This is a genomic window from Bacillus sp. TH17 (genome assembly GCF_016651125.1).
Lineage (GTDB): Bacteria > Bacillota > Bacilli > Bacillales > Bacillaceae_G > Bacillus_A > Bacillus_A mycoides.
In genome coordinates this window covers 1,156,709-1,177,746 of record NZ_JAEKEN010000001.1, presented here as the reverse complement: position 1 = coordinate 1,177,746, position 21,038 = coordinate 1,156,709, and the positions used below count along the sequence as shown (strand labels likewise).

At 36.7% G+C, this 21,038-nt stretch carries 23 protein-coding genes; 1 reads left to right on the top strand and 22 read right to left on the bottom strand.

Annotated elements, in window-relative coordinates:
* Window positions 1-156 precede the first annotated feature (156 nt).
* From JFT95_RS05965 to JFT95_RS05935, 7 genes are read right to left on the bottom strand one after another with little or no spacing between them, the layout of a single operon-like run.
* Entirely contained in the window at window positions 157-1,137 is a 981-nt protein-coding gene (locus JFT95_RS05965; protein ID WP_201053594.1) for a biotin--[acetyl-CoA-carboxylase] ligase, read from the bottom strand.
* Entirely contained in the window at window positions 1,122-2,315 is a 1,194-nt protein-coding gene (locus tag JFT95_RS05960; protein WP_002086595.1) for a CCA tRNA nucleotidyltransferase, read from the bottom strand. The genes JFT95_RS05965 and JFT95_RS05960 overlap by 16 nt, the downstream gene beginning before the upstream one ends.
* Window positions 2,302-3,447, bottom strand: a complete 1,146-nt coding sequence (gene bshA, locus JFT95_RS05955) for an N-acetyl-alpha-D-glucosaminyl L-malate synthase BshA (RefSeq protein ID WP_002086596.1) — start codon at window positions 3,445-3,447, stop codon at window positions 2,302-2,304. Before bshA ends, JFT95_RS05960 begins: the two co-directional genes overlap by 14 nt.
* Window positions 3,444-4,148 (bottom strand): bacillithiol biosynthesis deacetylase BshB1, encoded by a 705-nt coding sequence (bshB1, locus tag JFT95_RS05950; RefSeq protein WP_201051688.1) that lies wholly within the window; start codon window positions 4,146-4,148, stop codon window positions 3,444-3,446. Before bshB1 ends, bshA begins: the two co-directional genes overlap by 4 nt.
* 11 nt (window positions 4,149-4,159) lie before the next feature.
* Window positions 4,160-4,555, bottom strand: a complete 396-nt coding sequence (mgsA, locus tag JFT95_RS05945; protein ID WP_000684753.1) for a methylglyoxal synthase — start codon at window positions 4,553-4,555, stop codon at window positions 4,160-4,162.
* A 14-nt stretch (window positions 4,556-4,569) separates the two neighbouring features.
* Entirely contained in the window at window positions 4,570-5,370 is an 801-nt protein-coding gene (dapB, locus tag JFT95_RS05940) for a dihydrodipicolinate reductase (protein WP_002126457.1), read from the bottom strand.
* Window positions 5,367-5,711: a nucleotide pyrophosphohydrolase gene (locus JFT95_RS05935; protein WP_002011846.1), complete on the bottom strand. Its 345-nt coding sequence runs from the start codon at window positions 5,709-5,711 to the stop codon at window positions 5,367-5,369. The genes dapB and JFT95_RS05935 overlap by 4 nt, the downstream gene beginning before the upstream one ends.
* Before the next feature lie 391 nt (window positions 5,712-6,102).
* On the opposite strand from JFT95_RS05935, the gene JFT95_RS05930 reads away from it, so the two are divergent.
* The gene (locus JFT95_RS05930; protein WP_002011845.1) at window positions 6,103-6,984 is read left to right on the top strand and encodes a YitT family protein; all 882 of its coding nucleotides are present in this window, start codon (window positions 6,103-6,105) and stop codon (window positions 6,982-6,984) included.
* A gap of 28 nt (window positions 6,985-7,012) precedes the next feature.
* Here the strand turns inward: JFT95_RS05930 and JFT95_RS05925 are convergent, their stop codons facing one another.
* The 15 genes from JFT95_RS05925 to aroC form a co-directional block, all read right to left on the bottom strand.
* On the bottom strand, window positions 7,013-7,663 hold the full coding sequence (locus JFT95_RS05925) for a uracil-DNA glycosylase (protein ID WP_002011844.1): 651 nt from the start codon (window positions 7,661-7,663) through the stop codon (window positions 7,013-7,015).
* Window positions 7,664-7,796: 133 nt separating this feature from the next.
* Window positions 7,797-8,477: a zinc metallopeptidase gene (locus JFT95_RS05920; protein ID WP_002086606.1), complete on the bottom strand. Its 681-nt coding sequence runs from the start codon at window positions 8,475-8,477 to the stop codon at window positions 7,797-7,799.
* A gap of 105 nt (window positions 8,478-8,582) precedes the next feature.
* Complete coding sequence (ypjB, locus tag JFT95_RS05915; protein ID WP_201051686.1) at window positions 8,583-9,368, bottom strand: sporulation protein YpjB; 786 nt, start codon at window positions 9,366-9,368, stop codon at window positions 8,583-8,585.
* A 107-nt stretch (window positions 9,369-9,475) separates the two neighbouring features.
* A complete protein-coding gene (lit, locus tag JFT95_RS05910) occupies window positions 9,476-10,162 on the bottom strand; it encodes a lipoprotein intramolecular transacylase Lit (RefSeq protein ID WP_201051684.1) in 687 nt (228 codons plus the stop codon).
* Between the two features lie 25 nt (window positions 10,163-10,187).
* Window positions 10,188-10,778 carry a lipoprotein heptaprenylglyceryl N-acetyltransferase LhaT gene (gene lhaT, locus JFT95_RS05905; protein WP_002086612.1) on the bottom strand — a complete coding sequence of 197 codons (591 nt, stop codon included), beginning with the start codon at window positions 10,776-10,778 and terminating at the stop codon, window positions 10,188-10,190.
* 512 nt (window positions 10,779-11,290) lie between these two features.
* On the bottom strand, window positions 11,291-12,058 hold the full coding sequence (gene qcrC / locus JFT95_RS05895) for a menaquinol-cytochrome c reductase cytochrome b/c subunit (protein WP_002011836.1): 768 nt from the start codon (window positions 12,056-12,058) through the stop codon (window positions 11,291-11,293).
* A 43-nt stretch (window positions 12,059-12,101) separates the two neighbouring features.
* Window positions 12,102-12,776 carry a menaquinol-cytochrome c reductase cytochrome b subunit gene (qcrB, locus tag JFT95_RS05890; protein ID WP_000932700.1) on the bottom strand — a complete coding sequence of 225 codons (675 nt, stop codon included), beginning with the start codon at window positions 12,774-12,776 and terminating at the stop codon, window positions 12,102-12,104.
* Window positions 12,777-13,289, bottom strand: coding sequence for a menaquinol-cytochrome c reductase iron-sulfur subunit (gene qcrA, locus JFT95_RS05885; protein ID WP_002030772.1), 513 nt, complete (start codon window positions 13,287-13,289; stop codon window positions 12,777-12,779).
* Window positions 13,290-13,433: 144 nt separating this feature from the next.
* A complete protein-coding gene (locus JFT95_RS05880; protein ID WP_002030770.1) occupies window positions 13,434-13,889 on the bottom strand; it encodes a YpiF family protein in 456 nt (151 codons plus the stop codon).
* 153 nt (window positions 13,890-14,042) lie between these two features.
* Window positions 14,043-14,579 carry a ReoY family proteolytic degradation factor gene (locus JFT95_RS05875; RefSeq protein ID WP_002086615.1) on the bottom strand — a complete coding sequence of 179 codons (537 nt, stop codon included), beginning with the start codon at window positions 14,577-14,579 and terminating at the stop codon, window positions 14,043-14,045.
* A gap of 73 nt (window positions 14,580-14,652) precedes the next feature.
* The gene (locus tag JFT95_RS05870) at window positions 14,653-15,915 is read right to left on the bottom strand and encodes a tetratricopeptide repeat protein (protein ID WP_002086616.1); all 1,263 of its coding nucleotides are present in this window, start codon (window positions 15,913-15,915) and stop codon (window positions 14,653-14,655) included.
* A 107-nt stretch (window positions 15,916-16,022) separates the two neighbouring features.
* Window positions 16,023-17,297, bottom strand: a complete 1,275-nt coding sequence (aroA, locus tag JFT95_RS05865) for a 3-phosphoshikimate 1-carboxyvinyltransferase (protein WP_002086617.1) — start codon at window positions 17,295-17,297, stop codon at window positions 16,023-16,025.
* A gap of 157 nt (window positions 17,298-17,454) precedes the next feature.
* Entirely contained in the window at window positions 17,455-18,567 is a 1,113-nt protein-coding gene (gene hisC / locus JFT95_RS05860) for a histidinol-phosphate transaminase (protein WP_088039057.1), read from the bottom strand.
* A gap of 116 nt (window positions 18,568-18,683) precedes the next feature.
* Window positions 18,684-19,769, bottom strand: a complete 1,086-nt coding sequence (aroB, locus tag JFT95_RS05855) for a 3-dehydroquinate synthase (protein ID WP_002011826.1) — start codon at window positions 19,767-19,769, stop codon at window positions 18,684-18,686.
* The gene (aroC, locus tag JFT95_RS05850) at window positions 19,769-20,941 is read right to left on the bottom strand and encodes a chorismate synthase (protein ID WP_201051682.1); all 1,173 of its coding nucleotides are present in this window, start codon (window positions 20,939-20,941) and stop codon (window positions 19,769-19,771) included. Before aroC ends, aroB begins: the two co-directional genes overlap by 1 nt.
* Window positions 20,942-21,038: the final 97 nt, after the last annotated feature.

Genomic DNA, 21,038 nt, shown 5'->3' with positions numbered 1-21,038 from the left:
TTCGCTTTGATACTGCCCATATTCGAACTAATTATAGCAAACTCTGAAAAGGAATTGCTACATTTTTTCGAAAAAATAATTTTTTACCCCTATTACGGTATGTGAAATTTATTAGTATCTAAATGACAAAAAGAAGCTCCAAAATAGGAACTTCTTTTACTTAATTTCTATATCAGCAGAATGAATGTGGTGCACTTGTCCTTGATGATCCTCAAGTAACAATACACCATCCTCCGTAATTCCTTTTGCTAGCCCATTAATAGTTTCCTTCATCGTTCGAGCTGTAATTTCTTTTCCGATACTTACTGCGTAACTTTCCCAAAGAATTTTAATAACAGAGAAGCCATTTTTTAAATACTCTTCATACAATTTCTCTAGTTGCAAGAAAATTTGTTGCATAAGTTCCGCACGAACAATCGGCTTACCCGATTCAATTGCTAATGAAGTTGCAATTTGCTGAATTTCCTCATCAAAATGTTCTTGTTTCTGATTTGCATTAATGCCAATTCCCATAATAACAGCATTAATTTTATCTGGATCAGCTTGCATCTCCGTTAATATACCGACAGCTTTTTTACCTTGAATTAAAATATCATTCGGCCACTTAATCCCTACGTTTACACCGATACATTTTTCAATTGCTTGCGCTACGCTAACAGCTGCTAATAAAGTAAGCTGTGGTGCATGATGAACTGGAATCGAGGGACGCAAAATAATACTCATCCAAATTCCTGTTCCTTTTGGGGAATACCATTTTCTACTTAAACGTCCTCTACCTGCTGTTTGTTCTTCAGCAACGACAATTGTTCCCTCTTCTGCGCCTTCATAAGCAAGTCTCGCTGCAATATGCTGAGTAGACTCAACCGATTCTTCAAAATAAACCGTTCTACCGATACGCTCTGTTTGTAATCCTAATTGAATCTCATTCGCAGTTACTTTATCTGGTTTACTAGCAATTCGGTACCCTAAGCGGCGTACAGCTTCTAGTTCATACCCTTCATTACGAAGGTCCTCCATATGCTTCCATACAGCGGTTCTCGAACAACCAAGTTTGTCACTAAGTATTTGACCAGATACAAATGCACCATCTGCTTCAGAAAAAACTTGTAATAACTGCTTTCTTATAGTAGATTGCATCTTTGTAGCCACTCCCTTATATCCTCTTTCTTATTAACTAAATCTCCTTGTACGATTGCTTCTTCAATATTTTGAAGCATTTCGGCAACCCACGGACCTGGCTTTTTATCTGTCCAGCTTAATAAATCATTACCAGTCACATTCATTTCTTGACGATTTTTTATCGGCAATGCATGAAATAATGATTGTACTTGCTTAACAGACGCACTATTATAACTTTCTATTATCGCTTCATATACTCTTTCCGCCATCTCAGCGATGCGAATCCCAGTTTTATAAAGAAGGATTGTATCCCACTCCTTCTCCTTTCTAGAACGAATTGCTAATAAAACCGCTACGATATCTTTAATCTTTTTATTCGAGAACTTCCATTGACGCAGAAAGACAGATGGATGCTCTTCTCCGATACAATATAGGAAAAATGCCCACGCCTCAACGTCTGTTTCGAAAGAATCCCATTTATACTGCGTAGCTTTCAAGAGTCTTTCTTCTGACATTTGCAAATATGGCAGATGAGAAAATAGCTTAGTTTCTACTAACTCTTGAAGACCATTCACACAATATGTACCGGTCAACAATTTTTCAAATTCAACTGTAATTCTTTCAATCGCTATATGTTCGAGCAAATGCCCATACGTTTCAATTGCTTGTTTCGTCTTTATTTCCAAAGAGAAACCTAACGTACTTACGAACCGAATACCACGCATCATTCGCAGTGCATCTTCTTGAAAACGGTCTGCAGCATCTCCAACCGTTGTAATTTCCTTCAGACGAATCGCTTCTTTCCCAGCAAATAAATCAACCATTTCGCCTTCCTCTGTCATTGCAATTGCATTCATCGTGAAATCACGTCGTTTTAAATCCTCCTCTAATGAACGGACAAATTGAACACTACTAGGTCTTCGAAAATCTTCATATTCGCTTTCTGTTCGAAAAGTAGTTACCTCATACGGTTCACCATTTTCTACAACAATTACAGTTCCATGCTCAAGACCAACCGGAACATGTCTTGGGAAAATAGCCATTACTTCTTCTGGTAAAGCAGATGTTGCGATATCGATATCTCCAATCGGTCTATCGATAATAAGATCGCGTACACTTCCACCAACGAAGTAGGCCTCATGTCCGTGCTGTTTTAACATCTCAATAATTGAACTAGCTTTTTTAAATCTTTCCATTCTTGTCATCCCTTAGTATGTCATAATAAATCGCCTCATACTGTGAAACGATTTTTTCCGAACGAAACTGCTCATATACAGATTTCATCGCTCGCTCTCCCATATTACGGTGAAGTTCTTCATTTTCTAGTAGCTGAATTGCTTGCTTAGCTATTCCGTCTGTATCTCCAACTTCACATATATATCCTGTTTCACCATGTTGAATGACCTCTGGAATGCCCCCAACCCTCGTTCCGATACTAGGCACACCACACGCCATCGCTTCTAATATAACAAGACCAAAACTTTCCTTTTCTGATAAAAGTAGCATTAAATCACTCATCGCAAGAAGCTCTGCAACATTATCTTGCTTTCCTAGGAATAAGACACGTTCCTCAATATGTAAACTTTTCACCAATTGTAAAATAGTACAGAACTCTGGTCCATCACCAACAAGAAGCAATTTCGCATCTACTTCCTTTACAATTTTGGCAAATGACTGCACAACATCCTGTACACGCTTAACCTTTCGGAAATTTGAAATATGAATCAACACTTTTTCATTTTCTCGTATACCATATTCTTTTTTTAATTGAGACATATCACGTTTGAAATAAACACGTTCATCTACAAAATTGTATACCGTCTCAATTTCTTTATCTGGTTTTACAAGTTCATTTGTTTCTTCAATTAACGAATGTGACACAGCTGTAACAACATCAGATTGTTCAATACCAAAGCGAATTAAATTATTTAACGAAGGGTCGGAACCTAACACAGTAATATCCGTTCCATGTAAGGTCGTAACAATTTTAATACGCTCCCCAATCATTTGTTTTGCTAAATATGCACAAATAGCATGCGGGATTGCATAATGCACATGTAAAATATCAAGGTTTTCTCTTTGAGCAACCTCTGCCATTTTACTCGCTAATGCTAAATCGTAAGGTGGATATTGAAAAACAGAATATTGATTTACTGTTACTTCGTGAAAATAAATGTTCGGGTACACTTTATTCAACCGAAATGGTACACCCGATGTAATAAAATGAATTTCATGCCCGCGTTCCGCCAATTGCTTTCCTAACTCTGTCCCAACAACCCCAGAACCACCTACAGAAGGATAACATGTAATACCTATTTTCAATTTCATTTACATCCCCCTATTAAATCAGCATGTAATAAAACCGGTTTCTTACTCATAAATCCTTCGGCATACAGCACTCCAACTTCTTTCCCAAACATCTTCTCCCGAGCGATTACAGTTTCAACGTATCCTTCGGTTAATGGCGTATTAACACCATCACTCCCTGTTGAAAACTGACTTTCATACGCTTCTAACGCTTCCACCTTTTTAGAAAGGTATTCACTAATATCTATACAAAAATTCGGTTTATGAAAACCATTAATCATATAATTATAAAAAGACTCTACACGGTGCGGCGGAAGTTCAGGCATATATTTACGAATTCCCGCTGAAAAGATAGCTTCTTCCACAAGTTTCGCGCAATTAGCATGGTCTGGATGACGATCTTCGTAATATGGTGCGAAAATTAGTGTTGGTTTATATGTACGAATAATCTTTACAATTTCACGTATATATTCTTCTTTCATATACAAACCACGGTCTGGCATTGCTAAATTAATTCTCGTTTTTACTCCCATAATACGAGCTGCAGCCGTTGCTTCTTCTTTTCTTAGTTCTACCGTTCCATTTGAAGAAAGATCAGCTTCTGTTAAATCGCAAATGCCTACTTCATATCCTTGCTTCGTATACTTTGCAATGGTACCTGCCATGCCGATTTCAACATCATCGGCATGAGCACCAAACGCTAATATATGTAATCCACTCATAATTGTTCCCCTCATTTTCTTAACTTTCGGTAATCTAAATCTCCCCGCTCTAATGCATGCATTAGCATTTCAGCACTTGCCATATTTGTTGCTAATGGGATGGCGTATACATCACATAAACGAAGTAACGCATTAACATCTGGTTCATGCGGCTGGGCTGTTAGTGGATCCCGGAAAAAAATCACCATATCCATCTCATTTTTTGCAATCATTGCACCAATTTCTTGATCGCCACCAAGAGGACCGGATTGATATCTTGTTACAACTAAACCAGTTGCCTCCATAATACGAAGTCCTGTCGTTCCTGTTGCAAAAAGTTCATGTTTTTCAAAAATTGGTTTATATGCGTATGCGAACGAAACCATATCATCTTTCTTTTTGTCATGTGCGATTAAGGCAATTTTCATCCGTTGTCTCCCCTTTAGTCGATAATATTTTCTAAACCGTACACAAGATGATCAAGGTTCATTACTGTTTCAATTGATAGTTTTACACCTGACATAAATGATGCACGGTTGAATGAATCATGACGAACTGTTAACATTTGTCCATCTCCGCCGAACATTACTTCTTGGTGTGCAATAAGCCCTGGTAGACGTACGCTATGAATGTGAATACCGTCTACATTTGCACCACGTGCCCCTTCTAATTGTTCCGTTTCATTAGGGTGCCCTTGCTCTTTTGGTACACGATTTTGACGGATTAATTCTACTGTTTTTACAGCTGTACCAGATGGTGCGTCTAATTTTTGATCATGGTGTAATTCAATTACTTCAACATCTTGGAAGTACTTCGCTGCCATTTGTGAAAATTTCATCATAAGAACTGCACCAATCGCAAAATTTGGAGCGATAATTGTTCCTACTTCTTTTTCTTTTGCATTTTCTGTTAATTGCTTTAGTTCTTCTTCAGTAAATCCAGTTGTACCAATAACTGATCTAAGTCCACGTTCAACTGCAAGTGTCACATGTTTCTTTCCAATTTCTGGTGTTGTTAAATCTAACAATACATCTGCTTCTACTTCATCTAAACAAGTATGTAAATCCGCGTAAATAGGTGCATCTAGCGCTGGCATTCCCGGTAAATCAGAAATTTTTTCTCCGCCATGCTTATAATCAATTGCTGCTACTAAATTGAAATGCGCTGTTCTTTCCATAAGAAGGACTGCTTCATATCCCATGCGTCCTCGTGGTCCAGCGATAATTACTTTAATTTCTTTCATGCGTCTTTCTCTCCCTCATCAATACGTGTCCAACGATCTTTATCACGTGTATTAAATTTATTCATTACAATGTTATGCGCTGTTTCTAAATCAATATTTAAACTATTTGCCATACAAATCATAACAAATAAAACATCTCCAAGCTCTTCCTCAACACTTCGTTCTTTCTCAGTCGTTTTCTTTGGTTTCTCACCATAATAATGATTAACCTCTCTTGCAAGCTCTCCCATTTCTTCAGTTAAACGAGCCATCATTGCAAGCGGACTAAAATAACCTTCTTTAAATTGACCGATATATGCATCTACTTCTTTCTGCATATCTTTCATCGTTTTTGCTTCCATACTAGTCACCTCTTATTCCTTCCTCTTTCATGTTAGCCAATTCATCGCGATTTGACAAATATTATTCCCTCATATCACTATTTACGACTCTTTTTAGGATAGACTATAATAAAGTGAAACTTCTTTTGCGTGATTTTTACAAAAGATCAGCCTGAACCAATCGGGTCCCTGCGGCTGGTTCGACCTTTTCTTCTTCGCTTTTCCCTCTACCAGCCGTTGGGACGGGATAAAGTGAAACTTTCTTTTGCATTTTTTCCGCACAATATCAGGCTGAACTAATTAAGCTCTTATACCATTCTCTATTTTTACTATCAACTAGAAATAACTTATTATTATGTTCTATCGTTTAAGAGGAGCAATGCAATCATTACATAATTAGGGGGATTTCTAAATGACATCAAATTTGAAGATTCGAAATATCATTTTTATTTTAATCGGTTCCGCTATTTTTTCTTTCGGTATTGTGAATATCAATATTGAAAATCATCTTGCAGAGGGTGGATTTACGGGCATTACGCTATTATTATATTTTAAATTTTCACTTGATCCTTCCTATACAAACTTAATTTTAAACGTCCCTCTATTTTTCATTGGCTGGAAATTACTCGGCCGAACAACATTTTTATACACATTAATCGGTACATTTAGCGTCTCTTTATTCCTTTGGGTGTTTCAGCGCTACGAGGTTCTCAACTTACATTTAAACTTGCAAAATGATATGACACTGGCTGCTTTATTCGCTGGGGCATTTATCGGCATAGGACTTGGAATTATATTCAAATACGGCGGGACTACTGGCGGTGTTGATATTATCGCAAGGCTAGCTCACAAATATGTTGGCTGGAGTATGGGAAAAACGATGTTTATGTTTGATGCGGTCGTTATCATTATCTCTATTCTTACATATTTATCATATCGCGAGGGCATGTATACGTTAGTTGCTGTTTTTATCGGGGCTAAGGTTATTGATTTCATGCAAGAAGGTGCTTATGCAGCAAAAGGAGCAACTATTATTTCTGATAAAAACGATGAAATTGCTTCAAAAATTTTATCAGAAATGGAGCGCGGAGCAACCTTTTTAAAAGCAGTTGGATCCTATACAAAAATAGAACGTAATGTACTATATTGTGTTGTTGCTAAAAATGAAATCGTAAAATTAAAAAATATCATTATTTCAGTAGATCCACATGCCTTTGTCGCTGTAAGTGATGTACACGATGTTGTTGGTGAAGGATTTACATTAGATGAAAATAAAAAACCGTTACATAATTAAATTCAGCTAGAAAAGCTCTGTAGCTTTTCTAGTTTTTTATTATAAATCTTTTAAGTTTCTCCAAATCCTCATAAATAAGCTCCAACAAACTCCGATTATAGAAAATAGAAGCTGGATGAAAGGTCGGAAAAATATGATATTCTTTTTCTGACCAAATAAATTCTGTACTGCTGCTATCTTTCAATCGCTGCACAGGTTGCTTTAACAATTCTCCATGAACATCCGTAATTTTATTATTTTTACCAACTAAACGCTGTAATGCAATATTACCAAGTGTGACAATAACCGGCTGCTGTATAAATTCCAGTTCATAATCTAGCAAAGGTGCATGGGCAAGTATCTCACCTTGATTCGGTGTTCTATTGTACTTCTTCTGTATTATTTCGCCATTTCGTTCCCTTTTCTCTCTCCATTTATAAGGTCTACTCCGGACCGCACTCGTAATATATACTTCTTCCCTTGTAACGTGAATACGTTCTAAAAATTCCATTAAATGTTTTCCCGCTCTCCCACTAAATGGAATCCCATTATGAATTTCTGTTTCACCAGGTGCTTCTCCAACAAGCATTAATTTCGGGTTTTTAGGGCCCTGTCCACTTAAAAAACCTTCTAATTGGTATGTAGCACTACGCTCCTTCACTTGTTTAACTAAATAATATGGATATTCTATGTCCGTCACCTTCTTTCATCATTCCATACTTATCTTTATTTTAACTAGTTCTATCCCCCATATTCTCTCTATTATTTCCATTTGTAACATATTATAAGATTCAATCCACAAAACAAAAAAAGACTATCAAAATTGATAGTCTTTAATCGTCGCTACGCTGCATACCAGTATAAATTAATACGAGACGTAATAATTCAAATACTGCTACAGCAGCTGCTGCTACATATGTTAATGCTGCCGCATTTAATACTTTACGAGCTTGACCGTACTCATCTGTTGATACGATACCAAGTGCTTCAATTTGTTGCATTGCGCGTTTTGATGCATCAAACTCAACTGGTAATGTAACAAGTTGGAAAATAACACCTGCTGCCATTAAAATAATTCCTAGTAACAACAAACCAGACATTTGTGCAAATACACCAATTAGGACAAAAACCCATGACATGTTTGAACCAAAATTAGCAACTGGCACTAACGAATGGCGTACACGCATAAAGTTATAATCTTTCGCATCTTGAATTGCGTGTCCTACTTCATGTGCTGCTACAGCTGTACCAGCAACTGAATGACCATAATAGTTATCTGTCGATAATCTAACCGTCTTTACACGCGGGTCATAATGATCTGACAAATGACCTGGCGTTTCTTCTACGGCTACATTGTACAATCCATTTTCATCTAAAATTTTTCGAGCCACTTCCGCTCCTGTCATACCTGATGTTGAATAAACTTGTGAATACTTGCTATAGGCACTACGTACTTTTGACTGTGCATACAACGGTATGATCAAAATGATCGCGAAGTAAATTAAATAAAACATCATAAACCTCCATTGAAGTTTTAATTATAGTACTTCTCATTCTATTTTTTTCTTCCACCGTTGTCAATAAATAAACCTTACAATCCGTATCTTTATTTATGCGTATTATCTATCTTTAGAATGCAAGTTGCTTCTCCGCTTCTCTCTCTCCCCTTTATACTTTCTCCATCCAACATACGTTAAAGTGAACAAAATAAGTCCTCCAGTAATTGTCATAAACCAAATGAGAGAGGGAGCAATCTCATCTTTTTTTACTGTATGAAATATTTTTTGCAAATCACCTTTAATAATCCCTAGTTGCATTTGTCCACCTTTCGTTTTTAACATAACGTTACGAAATTCATCCAAATAAGATAAATGTGCATTTACACGCTGCGCTTCGTTTTCTGGCAGAGCAATCATTAAACTAGGATAAATAATATTAAATTCATTTAAAAATGTATTTAGCTTCTGTTGGAACTGTCCATCATCTTCTTTTTCCATCGCCTTTTCTACTTGAGAAAAAGCATTCATTATCTTTCTTTCTCTTTCCATCCAAAGTGGCTGATATTTAGATACTTGTGCATCAACAGCAAGTTGTAACGCTAACATATTATCCACTTTAACTTGCCTATCTGAATCTTCCGCGAGAGATTGTTTCGCCTTATCGTATGCTAAAGAAACGACTCTAATTTGTCCCGGAGTTACTTTTGAATTATTTTCATTCTCCTTTGATAGAAATTGCTCTGAGAAATGGTACAGTACTTGTATTGCCTTTTCATCTTCTTTTTTCTTCACTAACTGCAAAGAGTCATCTAGCAATCCAGTTAGTTCACTCCACTCTTCAGCATATATACGTACTGGAAACATTATAATTAGAAATGCTATCAGTCCAATTAATGTTCTCTTCATCCCGGTCCCCCCTATAACTACTAGTACAAAATATGTGGAATTGGACAAGAATAGAACAGAACAAAACCAAAAAATATATTATCTCTATGAAAACAAAAAAATTCTCTTTAAACAGAGAATTTTTTCTTTGAAACCCTTTTCTTTTTCACTAAATATTTATACACACCGTAGCAAAGCATGCTACCACCTAAAATCAATAATAAAATAATACATGCAGCATGCATAAAGAATTCTTCCGGTAACATTAAAATAACCGGATCTGTTTCAATATCAAACATCCAATAATCATTGCTAAATAAAAGCTTATGAAATAATACGAAACTCTTTTCAAAATTAATAGCAATTGGTAACGTAAGAGCTATTGGAAAAATAATTGTAAGAATCGCTCCGTGAAGTAAAAACTTTTCTTTTTTCTTTTTTAATAAATACCCTCCTCCTAATACAGCAATTACAATCGTTCCATACATTATATATTGAATCTTTACTAAAATATTTTTAACATCTACAAAATGAATGCGTCCATTTGTGGACATATCTAATGTCGGCAATTGTAATGCACCTTCATAAAACGGCGATAAATATGTAATAAGCACATCATAGTTTCTCTTAATTTCATCTTTCGTCATATCCGCTAAATCTGGAATATTTAAAAAATCAATTTCAAAATAATACAACCATTTTCCATATACAACTACCGTTGTCGCGAGAGCGAAAACAGAAAATGCTATGCTATAGGAAACTACTAAAGTGATCAATCGATCCAATATGTTTATACCGCTCTTATTTTTCTTCATTTTCTCCCCCTAAATGTCCTCACCATCATAAAGAAAACTGTTTTCGGTTCTCACGTAAGCAATAATAATATGTAATACACAGTACAGCAATACTTAACCAAAACGTAAAATAACCAATTTTCTCTACAAATAAATGCATAATCCCATATCTCGGCATTTGCCAAAATAAATAATCAATTGCATCATTATGTAATGTCCATATGCCAGCTACAGTGAAGTGCCATTTTTTTATCCGATAAAACGGAGCATATAACATTCCCTGCACTGCCATCGCAAAATGAGATAACATTAACATATATCCCATAAGGCCAATAGGGCCTTTTACATAAATCATAATTGCATTTACAACAACAGCCCAAACACCATATTTTATTAAAGTAACTATCGCTAGCGCTTCTATTAACCCCCAGTTCTTCTTCATCAAAAAAGCAATTAAAACAAAGACAAAAAAGAGAGTCGCCATAGGGCTATCTGGTACAAACGGCCAAAATATAGGTGAGGTTTCTTTTAATTGATTTCCATACCATATGAATCCGTAAATTGTACCTAATATGTTAACAACCAATAAAAATAATAGTACCGAACGTTGCCTTAACATTGCATACAAGTAAGCCAATCTGTATGTCCAACACCTTTCAAGCAAAGTAATTCTTTCATCGAACTCTACTCTATTATATAGCAAACTTTCCGTCATCGTAGAGTAGAAAACTGAAACAGATTAAATTTTCTTTAGGGATGGCTTTGCTATCCCTTTTCTGTTTCAGCTTCCCCTCATCAAACCGTACGTGAGGTTTTCCCTCATACGGCTTTCCGATGCTCTTCCTTCTTTAGCTTTCAGTTTGTTCTAGCTTCCTACTTTCACGAGTGTGTATGTTATTTTCTTCATCAAGTCCTTGATACGACCATGTTTCTTTCGAACATTTCTTTTCTTATTCCAAAAAAGGTTAAGCCGTTCTAAGACGTACCAATCTATTTTACCGAGCCACTTCTGTCCAATTGAAGATAGGCTATAATAATTTTTGAATCCTTGTAGAATTCTATTTAAACCTTTCACCATCAAACAGTGCCCAGCTAAGCTGGGCACGCAAAATAAAAAGCTGACTACAGATTTTGTAGTCAGCTTTTCTATTATTTTTTATTATACTTTGCAACGAATTCCGAAAGCTTTTTCAGTTCCTCATCTGTACCTTTAAATACACCTTTAGGCATTGAGCCTTTTCCATCTTTCGCAATTTTAGCGATTTCTTCTGGTTTTAAAGTTAAGTTTTGTAAAGCCGGTGCTGCCGCTCCGCCCTGTAAATTGTCACCATGACATGTTAAACAAGTATTTTTTTGCATCAACTTGTAGCCGTCATCATTTTTATCAACTGGTGCTGTTTTTACAATTGCTCCTTGTTTTTTTGCAGCTTCCCAATCGTGGTGTGCTACAGATTCCCAAGTTAAAAAAATAATCGATGCAATTGCTAAAAGCATAAACCCCGTTGCTACAGGACGCTTCAATGGTGCTCTTTCTGGGCCTCGATCTAGAAACGGAGCTAATAGTAACGCTCCAAACGCAATCCCCGGCATAATAAACGCACCAATTACAGTAAATGAGCCTGAAGCATACGAATACTTTAATAACTGATACAAGAATAAGAAATACCAATCTGGAAGTGGTATATATCCTGCATCTGTAGGATCCGCCATTCTCTCAAGCGGTGACGGATGTGCCACTGTTAAACATAAATAACCGACTAAAAAAACTGCACCAACCATCCATTCTTTTAACAAGAAATTCGGCCAAAACGCTTCTGTTTTCCCTGGATATTCAGAATAATCTTTTGGAATATTTGGTTTCCGGGCTACTGGTACCCGAGAATCTCCTACAAACTTCATCCCTTTGCCGCGATGCATAATCTCCCTCCTTTTGTTCTTTCCCCTTTAATTTAGCAATCTCTTATAGCGGACCGGAAATACCTTGTTTGCGAATCATGATGAAGTGGAAGGCCATTAAACCTAGAAGTGCTGCTGGTAAGAAGAAGACGTGAATAGCAAAGAAGCGAGTTAATGTTTGAGCGCCAACGATTTCGGAATGACCAGCGAGTAATGTTTTAATATAAGGACCAATGAGCGGCGTTTGCTCTGCAATTTGAATCCCTACTTTCGTAGCAAATAACGCTTTCATATCCCACGGTAATAAATATCCGGTAAAACCAAGACCTAACATAACAAAGAAAATAAGAACACCAACAATCCAGTTTAACTCACGAGGCTTTTTATACGCACCTTGGAAGAAAACTCTGAGTGTATGTAAAAACATCATTACAATTACGAGACTAGCACCCCAGTGATGCATACCACGAACAATTTGCCCGTAAGCTACTTCATTTTGTAAATAATAAACCGACTCCCAAGCATTTTTAATATCCGGCACATAATACATCGTCAAAAACATTCCGGACAAAATTTGAATTACTGTAACGAAAAAGGTAAGTCCTCCAAAGCAATAGACGAATGCAGAAAAGTGATGTGCCGGGTTAACATGCTCAGGTACTTCATGATCAGCGATATCACGCCATATCGGTGTAATATCTAAACGTTCGTCCACCCAATCATAAATTTTATTTAACATCTACTTTGCACCCCCTCTTGGCTTCGCTTTTCCTAAATACAGCGTTCCATCTTTCACTTTAGACTCGTACACATCAAGCGGAGCAAGAGGCGGTGTGCCTTTAATGTTCATCCCATCTTTTGTATAACGTCCCCCGTGACATGGGCAAAAGAATTGATTAGGATGTGCTTTGTCCGAATTCCAGTTCACTGTGCAACCTAAATGTTTACACACTGGAGAAAATGCAACAATGTCTCCGCTTTCATCTTTATGCACCCAAGCAGATTTTGGCTCTTCAGACTTGTACCATCCGTCAACCTGCTTCACCTTAAAATCGAAGCGCTTCGGCTCTGTTGTAATATCCTTTACTTGTCCAACAGCAACCATATCTGTTCCCACTTCTTTTCTTAACACCGGATCAAGCGCAAACCTCGTCATCGGCATTAAAATACCCGCCGCCATAAAGCCTCCTACCCCTGTAAGTGTGTAATTTAAAAACTGTCTTCTTGACACACGATGTTCTTTCTCGCTCACGAAAATTTCCCCCCTCTATCAGAAATTGTCCCCTCGTGAAAAAATTATATAAAAAATAAAAACTAGGACACTATCATGATATAATACCCTCTTGCATAGGTCAATATCATACTACTCATAATAATAAGAACTTTCTGTTTATTATTATTTTATCCATCTTTCTTCCAACATTTCCATAATATTTTTTATGTGTGCACGAATAACTTCCCTTTTCGCTTGGTCACTAAATTGCTCTAATGATAACGATGGAAACCAAAATAAATCACCCTGCACATCTCTCATATCTTCTTTCCATGAAAAGTCACTTGTCACATAGGCAATATGCTTAAAACCTTGCCTTTTTAAATGATCTGTCCATTCTTGCAAACGGTCTTTTTCATTCTTTTGGCTCTCTACCAAATACGTAAATGCGGGCAGTAAAAGCACTCTTCCTTTATACTCCCTTTCCAACTCCATACTCAAAGCCTCAATAAATTCACCTTGCTCTACAACCATTTTCATCTCTTTTGCTGCCGAAATAGACAAAAGGGGTATAATCCCTGTATCTACATACTCCCTCGCTTGCTCAAACTGTTCTACATCTTTTACAATCCATTTCACCTTTTCTCCCCTCCTCCATTCGAAATAACAGAACTTTCACTTTATATATATTAAACCATACTAAAAGAGGTAAAAAAAGAAAAACTACCTATTATTAAGTAGTTTTTCTTAAAAAGTCTGAATTTCGTAAAGATTACATAATCAAAATGAATTCTATAAAATTTTCAACTCTGCTGTTAACCTATGAAATGCTTCCTTATCTTGCTTATCCAAAGCTTCATCAATTTGTTTCAAAAGACGTTCTCTTCTAAATGAGAATACACTTTCTTCTAAAAATCGTTCTGCAAGCAATCGATCTTTTTCATTCACTTCAATATGCTTTGGCAAATATGGGTTTTCTTCTAATACAGCTACATAGTTTGCATTTTGGAACGATGATTTAAAATTAAGCTGAATATAAATATCCTCATCTCGATTCAAACGAATATCATGAAACGATTTTTCTGCATCTGTTGTCATTACATTTTGTTTAAAAAAATGAAACGGTGTGTCTTTCACACAATTTGCTGACATTACTAAGCCACGCGGACAATATTTTGCATGTTCTACGAAGTGGACTTTATGCATTAATTGATCGTGACTCATTAAATAATTCAAAATCCATACACATTCACGCTGTTTCAGTTGGTAATTATTCAAAAACCATTTTACAAAATCCTTCTTCTCGTTTACAGAAACAGGGGTATTCATAGCGATTAAGTCCCTCCTCTGTCTTTCTCTTTTCTTTTTAGATTCAAGAAGCGGCATTCAGTTTCCTTCCAACTTATGAAAAATCCTCTAAATTATATAACAATTCTTCAATATGAATTTGTGTCGGGTCTAGTTGTATTAACTGCGTAAATACTTCTTTCGCCTCTTTTCGCATTCCTTCTTCTAATAAGAAATAACCGTACTCTTCCAAGAAATCTGGATGATTCTTAAAAGAAGTATATGCACTTTCATAGTGTTTTAATGCATCCGAATACATTTCTAATTGTTTTTTTGCAAATGCAAGATCCCAAAGTAGTTGTGTATCTGGTTCTCCACTGTCAATTGCACGCTCTACAACTGCAATTAGCTCTTCGTATTTCTCTTGTTCTTTTAAAATATACGCATATTTTAATATCGCACCTAAATGTCCCGGATCTAGCTCCAGTGCTTTTTGAAGCACTTCTTCTGCCTCCGCTATTTTACCTAATTTCGCCGCAATATTCGCTAATTCTACATAGAAAGGAACAGACAGCTCATCTACTTTAATTCCTTCTTGAAGTGTTTCATAGCTTTCTTGAAGCATGCCTTCTTTTTCATAGCTTTTCGCTAAATACATGTATAACGATGCGTATTCAGGATCTAATTCTTTTAATTCTTGCCAAGCACCAATTGCTCTTTGATATTCTTCTCCTTGGTATAATGTGAAGGCATATCCAAATAATGAGTGAATATCTTTTTGCTCTTCTAACCCCGCTTCATAGTAAGAGATTGCCTCTTCCCAGTTTCCAATAGCACTTAAAGTTTCTGCTAGACGAAGCGCAATGACAACACCACCCATAACTTTATGTTCTGCTAGTAACGATTCATAATAAGTGATCGCCTTTTGCTCTTCACCTTTACTACTATATAATTCTGCTAACCCAAACGTAATAACAGGCTCGTCTGGCATCATTTCTTTCGCCTTTAATAGTTTTTGTTCTGCTACATCATCAAAACCTTGCATTTGGAATAAATCCGCTACAAGTAATAACGATTGAACATATAAATCATCGTTTTCTGGAATATCATGAAGCACTTCAATCGCTTCATCTTCTTTATCTAAATCAATATATAATTCTGCTAAAAATACCGTAAATTCACTTTCTTCCGGATATAGCAAGCGTAAGTCTTCAGTAATTGCTAACGCCTCATCCATAAACCCAAGTGTATGATAGTAACGAGCGATATCATACTTCTCTTCATCATTAGCAACTCGTAGTTGTTCTTTTAATAATTGTAATCCTTTTTCTGCTTCACCGTTTTCAATATAAGAAACAGCCTGTTCAAACTTTTGCATAAACGTCTCCTTTAATTCAAAAAATATTCTCTTCTGTTCATTTATCATAAGCAACTAGGTGTAAGAACGCAACCTTTTGAGTGAGCTACCTCTTCCTATACTTTCTCTCATAGCGCAGCTAATTGTTCGAAAAATTCCGGATACGATACAGCGACCGCATCACTATTCTCTATTTTCACTTCTCCATCTATAATACACGATGCGATTGCAAGCATCATCCCAATACGATGATCGCCATGACTATTAACAGTATTTCCTTTTAAACTTTGTTTACCATATATAATCATACCATCTGGTGTAGCTTCAATCTTCGCACCTAATTTGCCTAATTCATCTACAACCGTATCGATACGATTTGTTTCTTTTACTTTTAACTCCTCAGCGTTTTTAATAACAGTAATTCCTTCTGCCTGCGTTGCCAATAAAGCAATTACAGGAATTTCATCAATTAATCTTGGAATAAGAGTTCCACCAATTTCTATTCCTTTTAGTTTAGATGTTTCAATCGTAATATCCCCGCACGGTTCAAACTCTTCATTTCTAATATGATCGATAGAAATAAGTGCACCCATCTTTGTTAATACATCTAAAACCCCTGTTCTCGTCGGATTTAAACCAACGTTTTCCAATACAAGCTTACTATTTTGGACAATTGCACCAGCTACTAAGAAAAACGCCGCCGAAGAAATATCTCCTGGAACTTCTATGTCTGCACCTTTAAGTTGTTGTCCACCTTGTAATGAAACAGTCCGTCCATTAACATCTACGGTACAACCGAATGCACGCAACATTCTTTCCGTATGATCACGAGATTGCATAGGCTCTGTTACCGTAGTAATCCCTTCCCCTTGCAAACCCGCAAGTAAAACTGCTGACTTCACTTGTGCGCTTGCTACTGGTGAATGGTAATGCATACCTTTTACCTTACCACCGCGAATAGATAAAGGTGTATATTGTCCGTTTTCTCTACCATCAATTTGAGCATTCATCTTACTAAGCGGGTCTGTAACACGTTTCATAGGACGTTTTCCAATTGATGCATCACCAATTATCGTACTATGGAACGGCGTATTTGCTAAAATCCCAAGCATAAGACGAATAGTCGTCCCTGAATTCCCCACATCTAATACTTCTTTCGGTTCTTGTAAATTATGTAATCCTTTACCGTAAATCGTGACATCGTTACCAAACTGTTCAATCTGGACACCTAGTTTTTGAAAACATGCAATTGTACTTAAACAATCTTCTCCTAATAAAAAATTTGATACTTTCGTCGTCCCTTCCGCTATCGCTCCAAACATAACAGAGCGATGCGAAATAGATTTATCTCCTGGAACAACAATTTTCCCATTCAAACTATTTTTTCGTCCTACTAGTTTCAAACTGTATCCTCCTCACATTTTAAATAAGTTATATGTACAATAGTTCTTCTTATACGTCTACTTCTATTGTAACGTTTTCTTTCTTGAACGTGCAAACAACTCCCCTTATTGCAGTTCAAATGAAAAAGGCTCCTGTAACAGGAGCCTCCACCATTTCTTAAGAATACGTTTCTTCTTTCTTCACTTGTTCTTTTACAAGTTCCGTAAGTAATTCAATAATCTCATCATTTTCTTCTTTTAATCCAACAGTAATACGAATACCATCATGCATACCAAATGCTGCACCAGAACGAACGATATATCCTTTTTTCATTAATCGTTCGAAAGCTTCATTACCAGGTATACCAAGTTTCAAGAAAATAAAATTCGTTTGAGATGGATAGTAGAATACGTTATATTCCTTACAAAATGCATAATATTGATTTAATCCTCCGGCATTTTTCTTCACACACTCTTGTAAAAACTGTTGATCCTCTATTGCCGCTAATGCTACCGCTTGGGCGATAGTTGATGTGTTAAATGGTAGTCTTGCTACCTCTAGCTGCCCAATAAGCTTTGCATCACCAATCGCATATCCAATACGAAAAGCAGCTAATCCATATGCTTTTGAGAATGTGCGTAACACTATAAGATTTTCGTACTTTTCAAGAAGAGGTAATGTTTGCGGATAATCTTCTGCCCCAGCATATTCATAATATGCTTCGTCCATAATAACGAGCGCTGACTTTGGAACTGATTCTAAAAATGAAAGTAATTTTTGTTTTTCTACATATGTACCTGTCGGATTATTCGGATTACAAATCCATACAATCTTCGTTTTCTCATCTACTTGTTGTAACATTGCATCTAAATCGTGAATGCCATCTTTAAGTGGTACTTCACGAACTTCTGCTCCTTCAATAACAGCATGGTGATGGTATTGCGAGAACGTAGGGTTCGCCATTACAACATTTGTTCCATTATGTAGCAAAGCACGACTAATCATTTGAATGACTTCATCTAGCCCACTACCAAATAAAAGCTGTTCCGCTTTTACACCTAAATGCTCTGCTACTTTCTCACGAAGCTCAAATGCCGCCCCGTCCGGATAGAGTGCATATTGATTAGCTAACGAAGTTAATGCTTCTGTCACACGCGCAGAGCAGCCAAACGGATTTTCATTCGATGCTAGTTTTACAATTTTTGATAATCCGTATTCTCTTTTTACTTCCTCAATATTTTTCCCAGGTACATATGCTCTCAAAGTTAACAATTGCTCTTTTACTCTCACTTTTCTTCCCCCAGTCATTGATATGATTTATAATGTCTTACTGTCATCTTTAATCATAACCGTCACCATTACGAGAATACCTTTAAATATGCATTTCATACCTGTTCTATGACTTTTTACACCATATCCTTTTGAAATGCTTCTAACGCAATATGAACAGTCTCATCTGAAATAGATACGACATTCACTCCCCCATATTCCTGCATAAGCACCATATGAATTGTTCCAGCATTTGCTTTTTTATCTTGTTTCATCAACTGAACGAGACGTTCTACATTCAAGTCACTTGGCATTTTTGGATAACCGTATTTCAAGAACCACTGCTTCATTTCTTCATAAGAAAGATCAACTTTGTACACTTGCTCACTTAAAAACATCGCAAATAGCATGCCAACCGCTACTCCATCACCGTGAGTAATATTCCCATATCCTAACTCTTTTTCAAGAGCATGTCCTAACGTATGCCCAAAATTCAAATGGGCACGTACACCTTTTTCTGTTTCGTCTTGCGACACAATATTCGCTTTCACAGGAATCGCCTTCGTTAATATATGAATTAACTTTTCATCACGAAGATCCGTTAACGTTTGCACTTCTTCTTTTAACCAATGATATAGCTCTACATCACCAATAAGAGCATGCTTTATCACTTCTGCATAACCTGATCGCCACTCTTTTTCAGGAAGTGAATGTAAAAATGGCGTATGATATACAACAGCTTCTGGCTGATGAAACGCTCCAATCATATTTTTTCCTAGTGGATGGTTAATTGCTACTTTCCCGCCTACTGCGCTATCGTGAGCTAATAAAGTCGTTGGAACTTGGACAAAGCGAATACCACGCATAAACGACGCGGCAACAAATCCAGCCAAATCTCCAATCATTCCGCCTCCAAGTGCGATGATTAAAGAATTTCTATCTAATTTATTTTCAAGAGCCGAAGTGTGAGCCTCATAGAAATTTTCAAAAGACTTCTCTTTTTCGCCACTCGGTACAACAAACGAAAATACTTTTTGCTCTACTTGCAATGCATCAACAACTGTCTGTAAATGCAGTGATGCAACAGCTTCATCAGAAATAATCATTATGTTAGATACTGCAGGATTCATTTTTTGAATAAGCGTTGTTAAGTGTGACAACGCCTCCCTTCCAACATGTACATCATATTCTTTTGATTTCGTTTGAATATGTATGTTCTCCATTAAAATCCCCTCGCATATTCATTATGTTTCTCAATATTTTCACGTATAAGATCGATACGATCCAATCCAAATTGTTCAATTAAAGCTATTGCGAGCTCCCAAGCTACAACAGCTTCAGCCACAACGCTAGCTGCTGGCACTGCACAACTATCTGAACGTTCAATACTCGCTGTAAAAGGTTCTTTCGTATCAATATCAACACTTTGAAGCGGTTTATATAATGTCGGTATCGGTTTCATAACACCGCGCACAACAACCGGCATACCAGTTGTCATGCCACCTTCTAATCCACCTGCATTGTTCGTTTTTCTTCTGTACCCTTGCACTTCATCCCAAAGGATTTCATCATGCACTTCACTTCCAGGTCTATGTGCTGCTTCAAAACCAATTCCAATTTCAACACCTTTAAAAGCGTTAATACTCATAATTGCCGCTGCTAATTTTGCATCTAATTTTCTATCATAATGTACATAGCTACCTACTCCAATTGGCATTCCTTCTACAACTACTTCAACAATACCACCGATAGAATCACCATTTGCCTTCGCATCATCAATTGCTTGCATCATCTTTTTACCGGCCTCTTCATCTAAACAACGTACAGGAGATGCTTCTGTAGTACTTTGTAATTCCACAATAGAGTTATATTTAATATTTGCTGCCTGTACACCACCAATCTCGATAACATGTCCCGCTACTTGTATACCTAATTCCGCTAATATTTTTTTTGCAACTGCACCAGCTGCAACACGAACTGTCGTTTCACGTGCTGAAGAACGCTCTAATACATTCCTCATATCTCTATGACCATATTTAATCGCACCATTTAAATCTGCGTGTCCAGGTCTAGGTTTCGTAACTTGCCTTTTCATTTCTTTCTCTTCCTGCTCAGTTAACGGCTCTGCACCCATAACCTTTGTCCAATGTGTAAAATCACGATTTTCAACAACAAGTGCAATCGGTGACCCCATCGTCTTCCCATGCCTAACACCACTTACAATTTGCACTTGGTCTTTCTCAATTTGCATGCGTCTACCGCGTCCATATCCTTTTTGTCTTCTAGCTAATTCTTCATTTATATCATTCGCTACTAAAGATACCCCTGCCGGAACACCTTCTAAAATTGTCGTAAGTTGCGGACCGTGGGATTCACCAGCTGTAATATATCGCATACGTTATTCCTCTTTTCGCATATGTATTTATCCCGCTACATAAAGCAGCTATATTATCTTCCATCACTCTTTAAAATACAAAGAAATTATATAGTAA

What these genes read in the sequence shown, in the direction of transcription:
- JFT95_RS05965 (WP_201053594.1), bottom strand. Translation starts at nt 1,137, where the DNA reads ATGCAATCTACTATAAGAAAGCAGTTATTACAAGTTTTTTCTGAAGCA.
- JFT95_RS05960 (WP_002086595.1), bottom strand. Translation starts at nt 2,315, where the DNA reads ATGGAAAGATTTAAAAAAGCTAGTTCAATTATTGAGATGTTAAAACAG.
- bshA (WP_002086596.1), bottom strand. Translation starts at nt 3,447, where the DNA reads ATGAAATTGAAAATAGGTATTACATGTTATCCTTCTGTAGGTGGTTCT.
- bshB1 (WP_201051688.1), bottom strand. Translation starts at nt 4,148, where the DNA reads ATGAGTGGATTACATATATTAGCGTTTGGTGCTCATGCCGATGATGTT.
- mgsA (WP_000684753.1), bottom strand. Translation starts at nt 4,555, where the DNA reads ATGAAAATTGCCTTAATCGCACATGACAAAAAGAAAGATGATATGGTT.
- dapB (WP_002126457.1), bottom strand. Translation starts at nt 5,370, where the DNA reads ATGAAAGAAATTAAAGTAATTATCGCTGGACCACGAGGACGCATGGGA.
- JFT95_RS05935 (WP_002011846.1), bottom strand. Translation starts at nt 5,711, where the DNA reads ATGGAAGCAAAAACGATGAAAGATATGCAGAAAGAAGTAGATGCATAT.
- JFT95_RS05930 (WP_002011845.1), top strand. Translation starts at nt 6,103, where the DNA reads ATGACATCAAATTTGAAGATTCGAAATATCATTTTTATTTTAATCGGT.
- JFT95_RS05920 (WP_002086606.1), bottom strand. Translation starts at nt 8,477, where the DNA reads ATGTTTTATTTAATTTACTTCGCGATCATTTTGATCATACCGTTGTAT.
- ypjB (WP_201051686.1), bottom strand. Translation starts at nt 9,368, where the DNA reads ATGAAGAGAACATTAATTGGACTGATAGCATTTCTAATTATAATGTTT.
- lit (WP_201051684.1), bottom strand. Translation starts at nt 10,162, where the DNA reads ATGAAGAAAAATAAGAGCGGTATAAACATATTGGATCGATTGATCACT.
- qcrC (WP_002011836.1), bottom strand. Translation starts at nt 12,058, where the DNA reads ATGCATCGCGGCAAAGGGATGAAGTTTGTAGGAGATTCTCGGGTACCA.
- qcrB (WP_000932700.1), bottom strand. Translation starts at nt 12,776, where the DNA reads ATGTTAAATAAAATTTATGATTGGGTGGACGAACGTTTAGATATTACA.
- JFT95_RS05875 (WP_002086615.1), bottom strand. Translation starts at nt 14,579, where the DNA reads ATGAATACCCCTGTTTCTGTAAACGAGAAGAAGGATTTTGTAAAATGG.
- JFT95_RS05870 (WP_002086616.1), bottom strand. Translation starts at nt 15,915, where the DNA reads ATGCAAAAGTTTGAACAGGCTGTTTCTTATATTGAAAACGGTGAAGCA.
- aroB (WP_002011826.1), bottom strand. Translation starts at nt 19,769, where the DNA reads ATGGAGAACATACATATTCAAACGAAATCAAAAGAATATGATGTACAT.
- aroC (WP_201051682.1), bottom strand. Translation starts at nt 20,941, where the DNA reads ATGCGATATATTACAGCTGGTGAATCCCACGGTCCGCAACTTACGACA.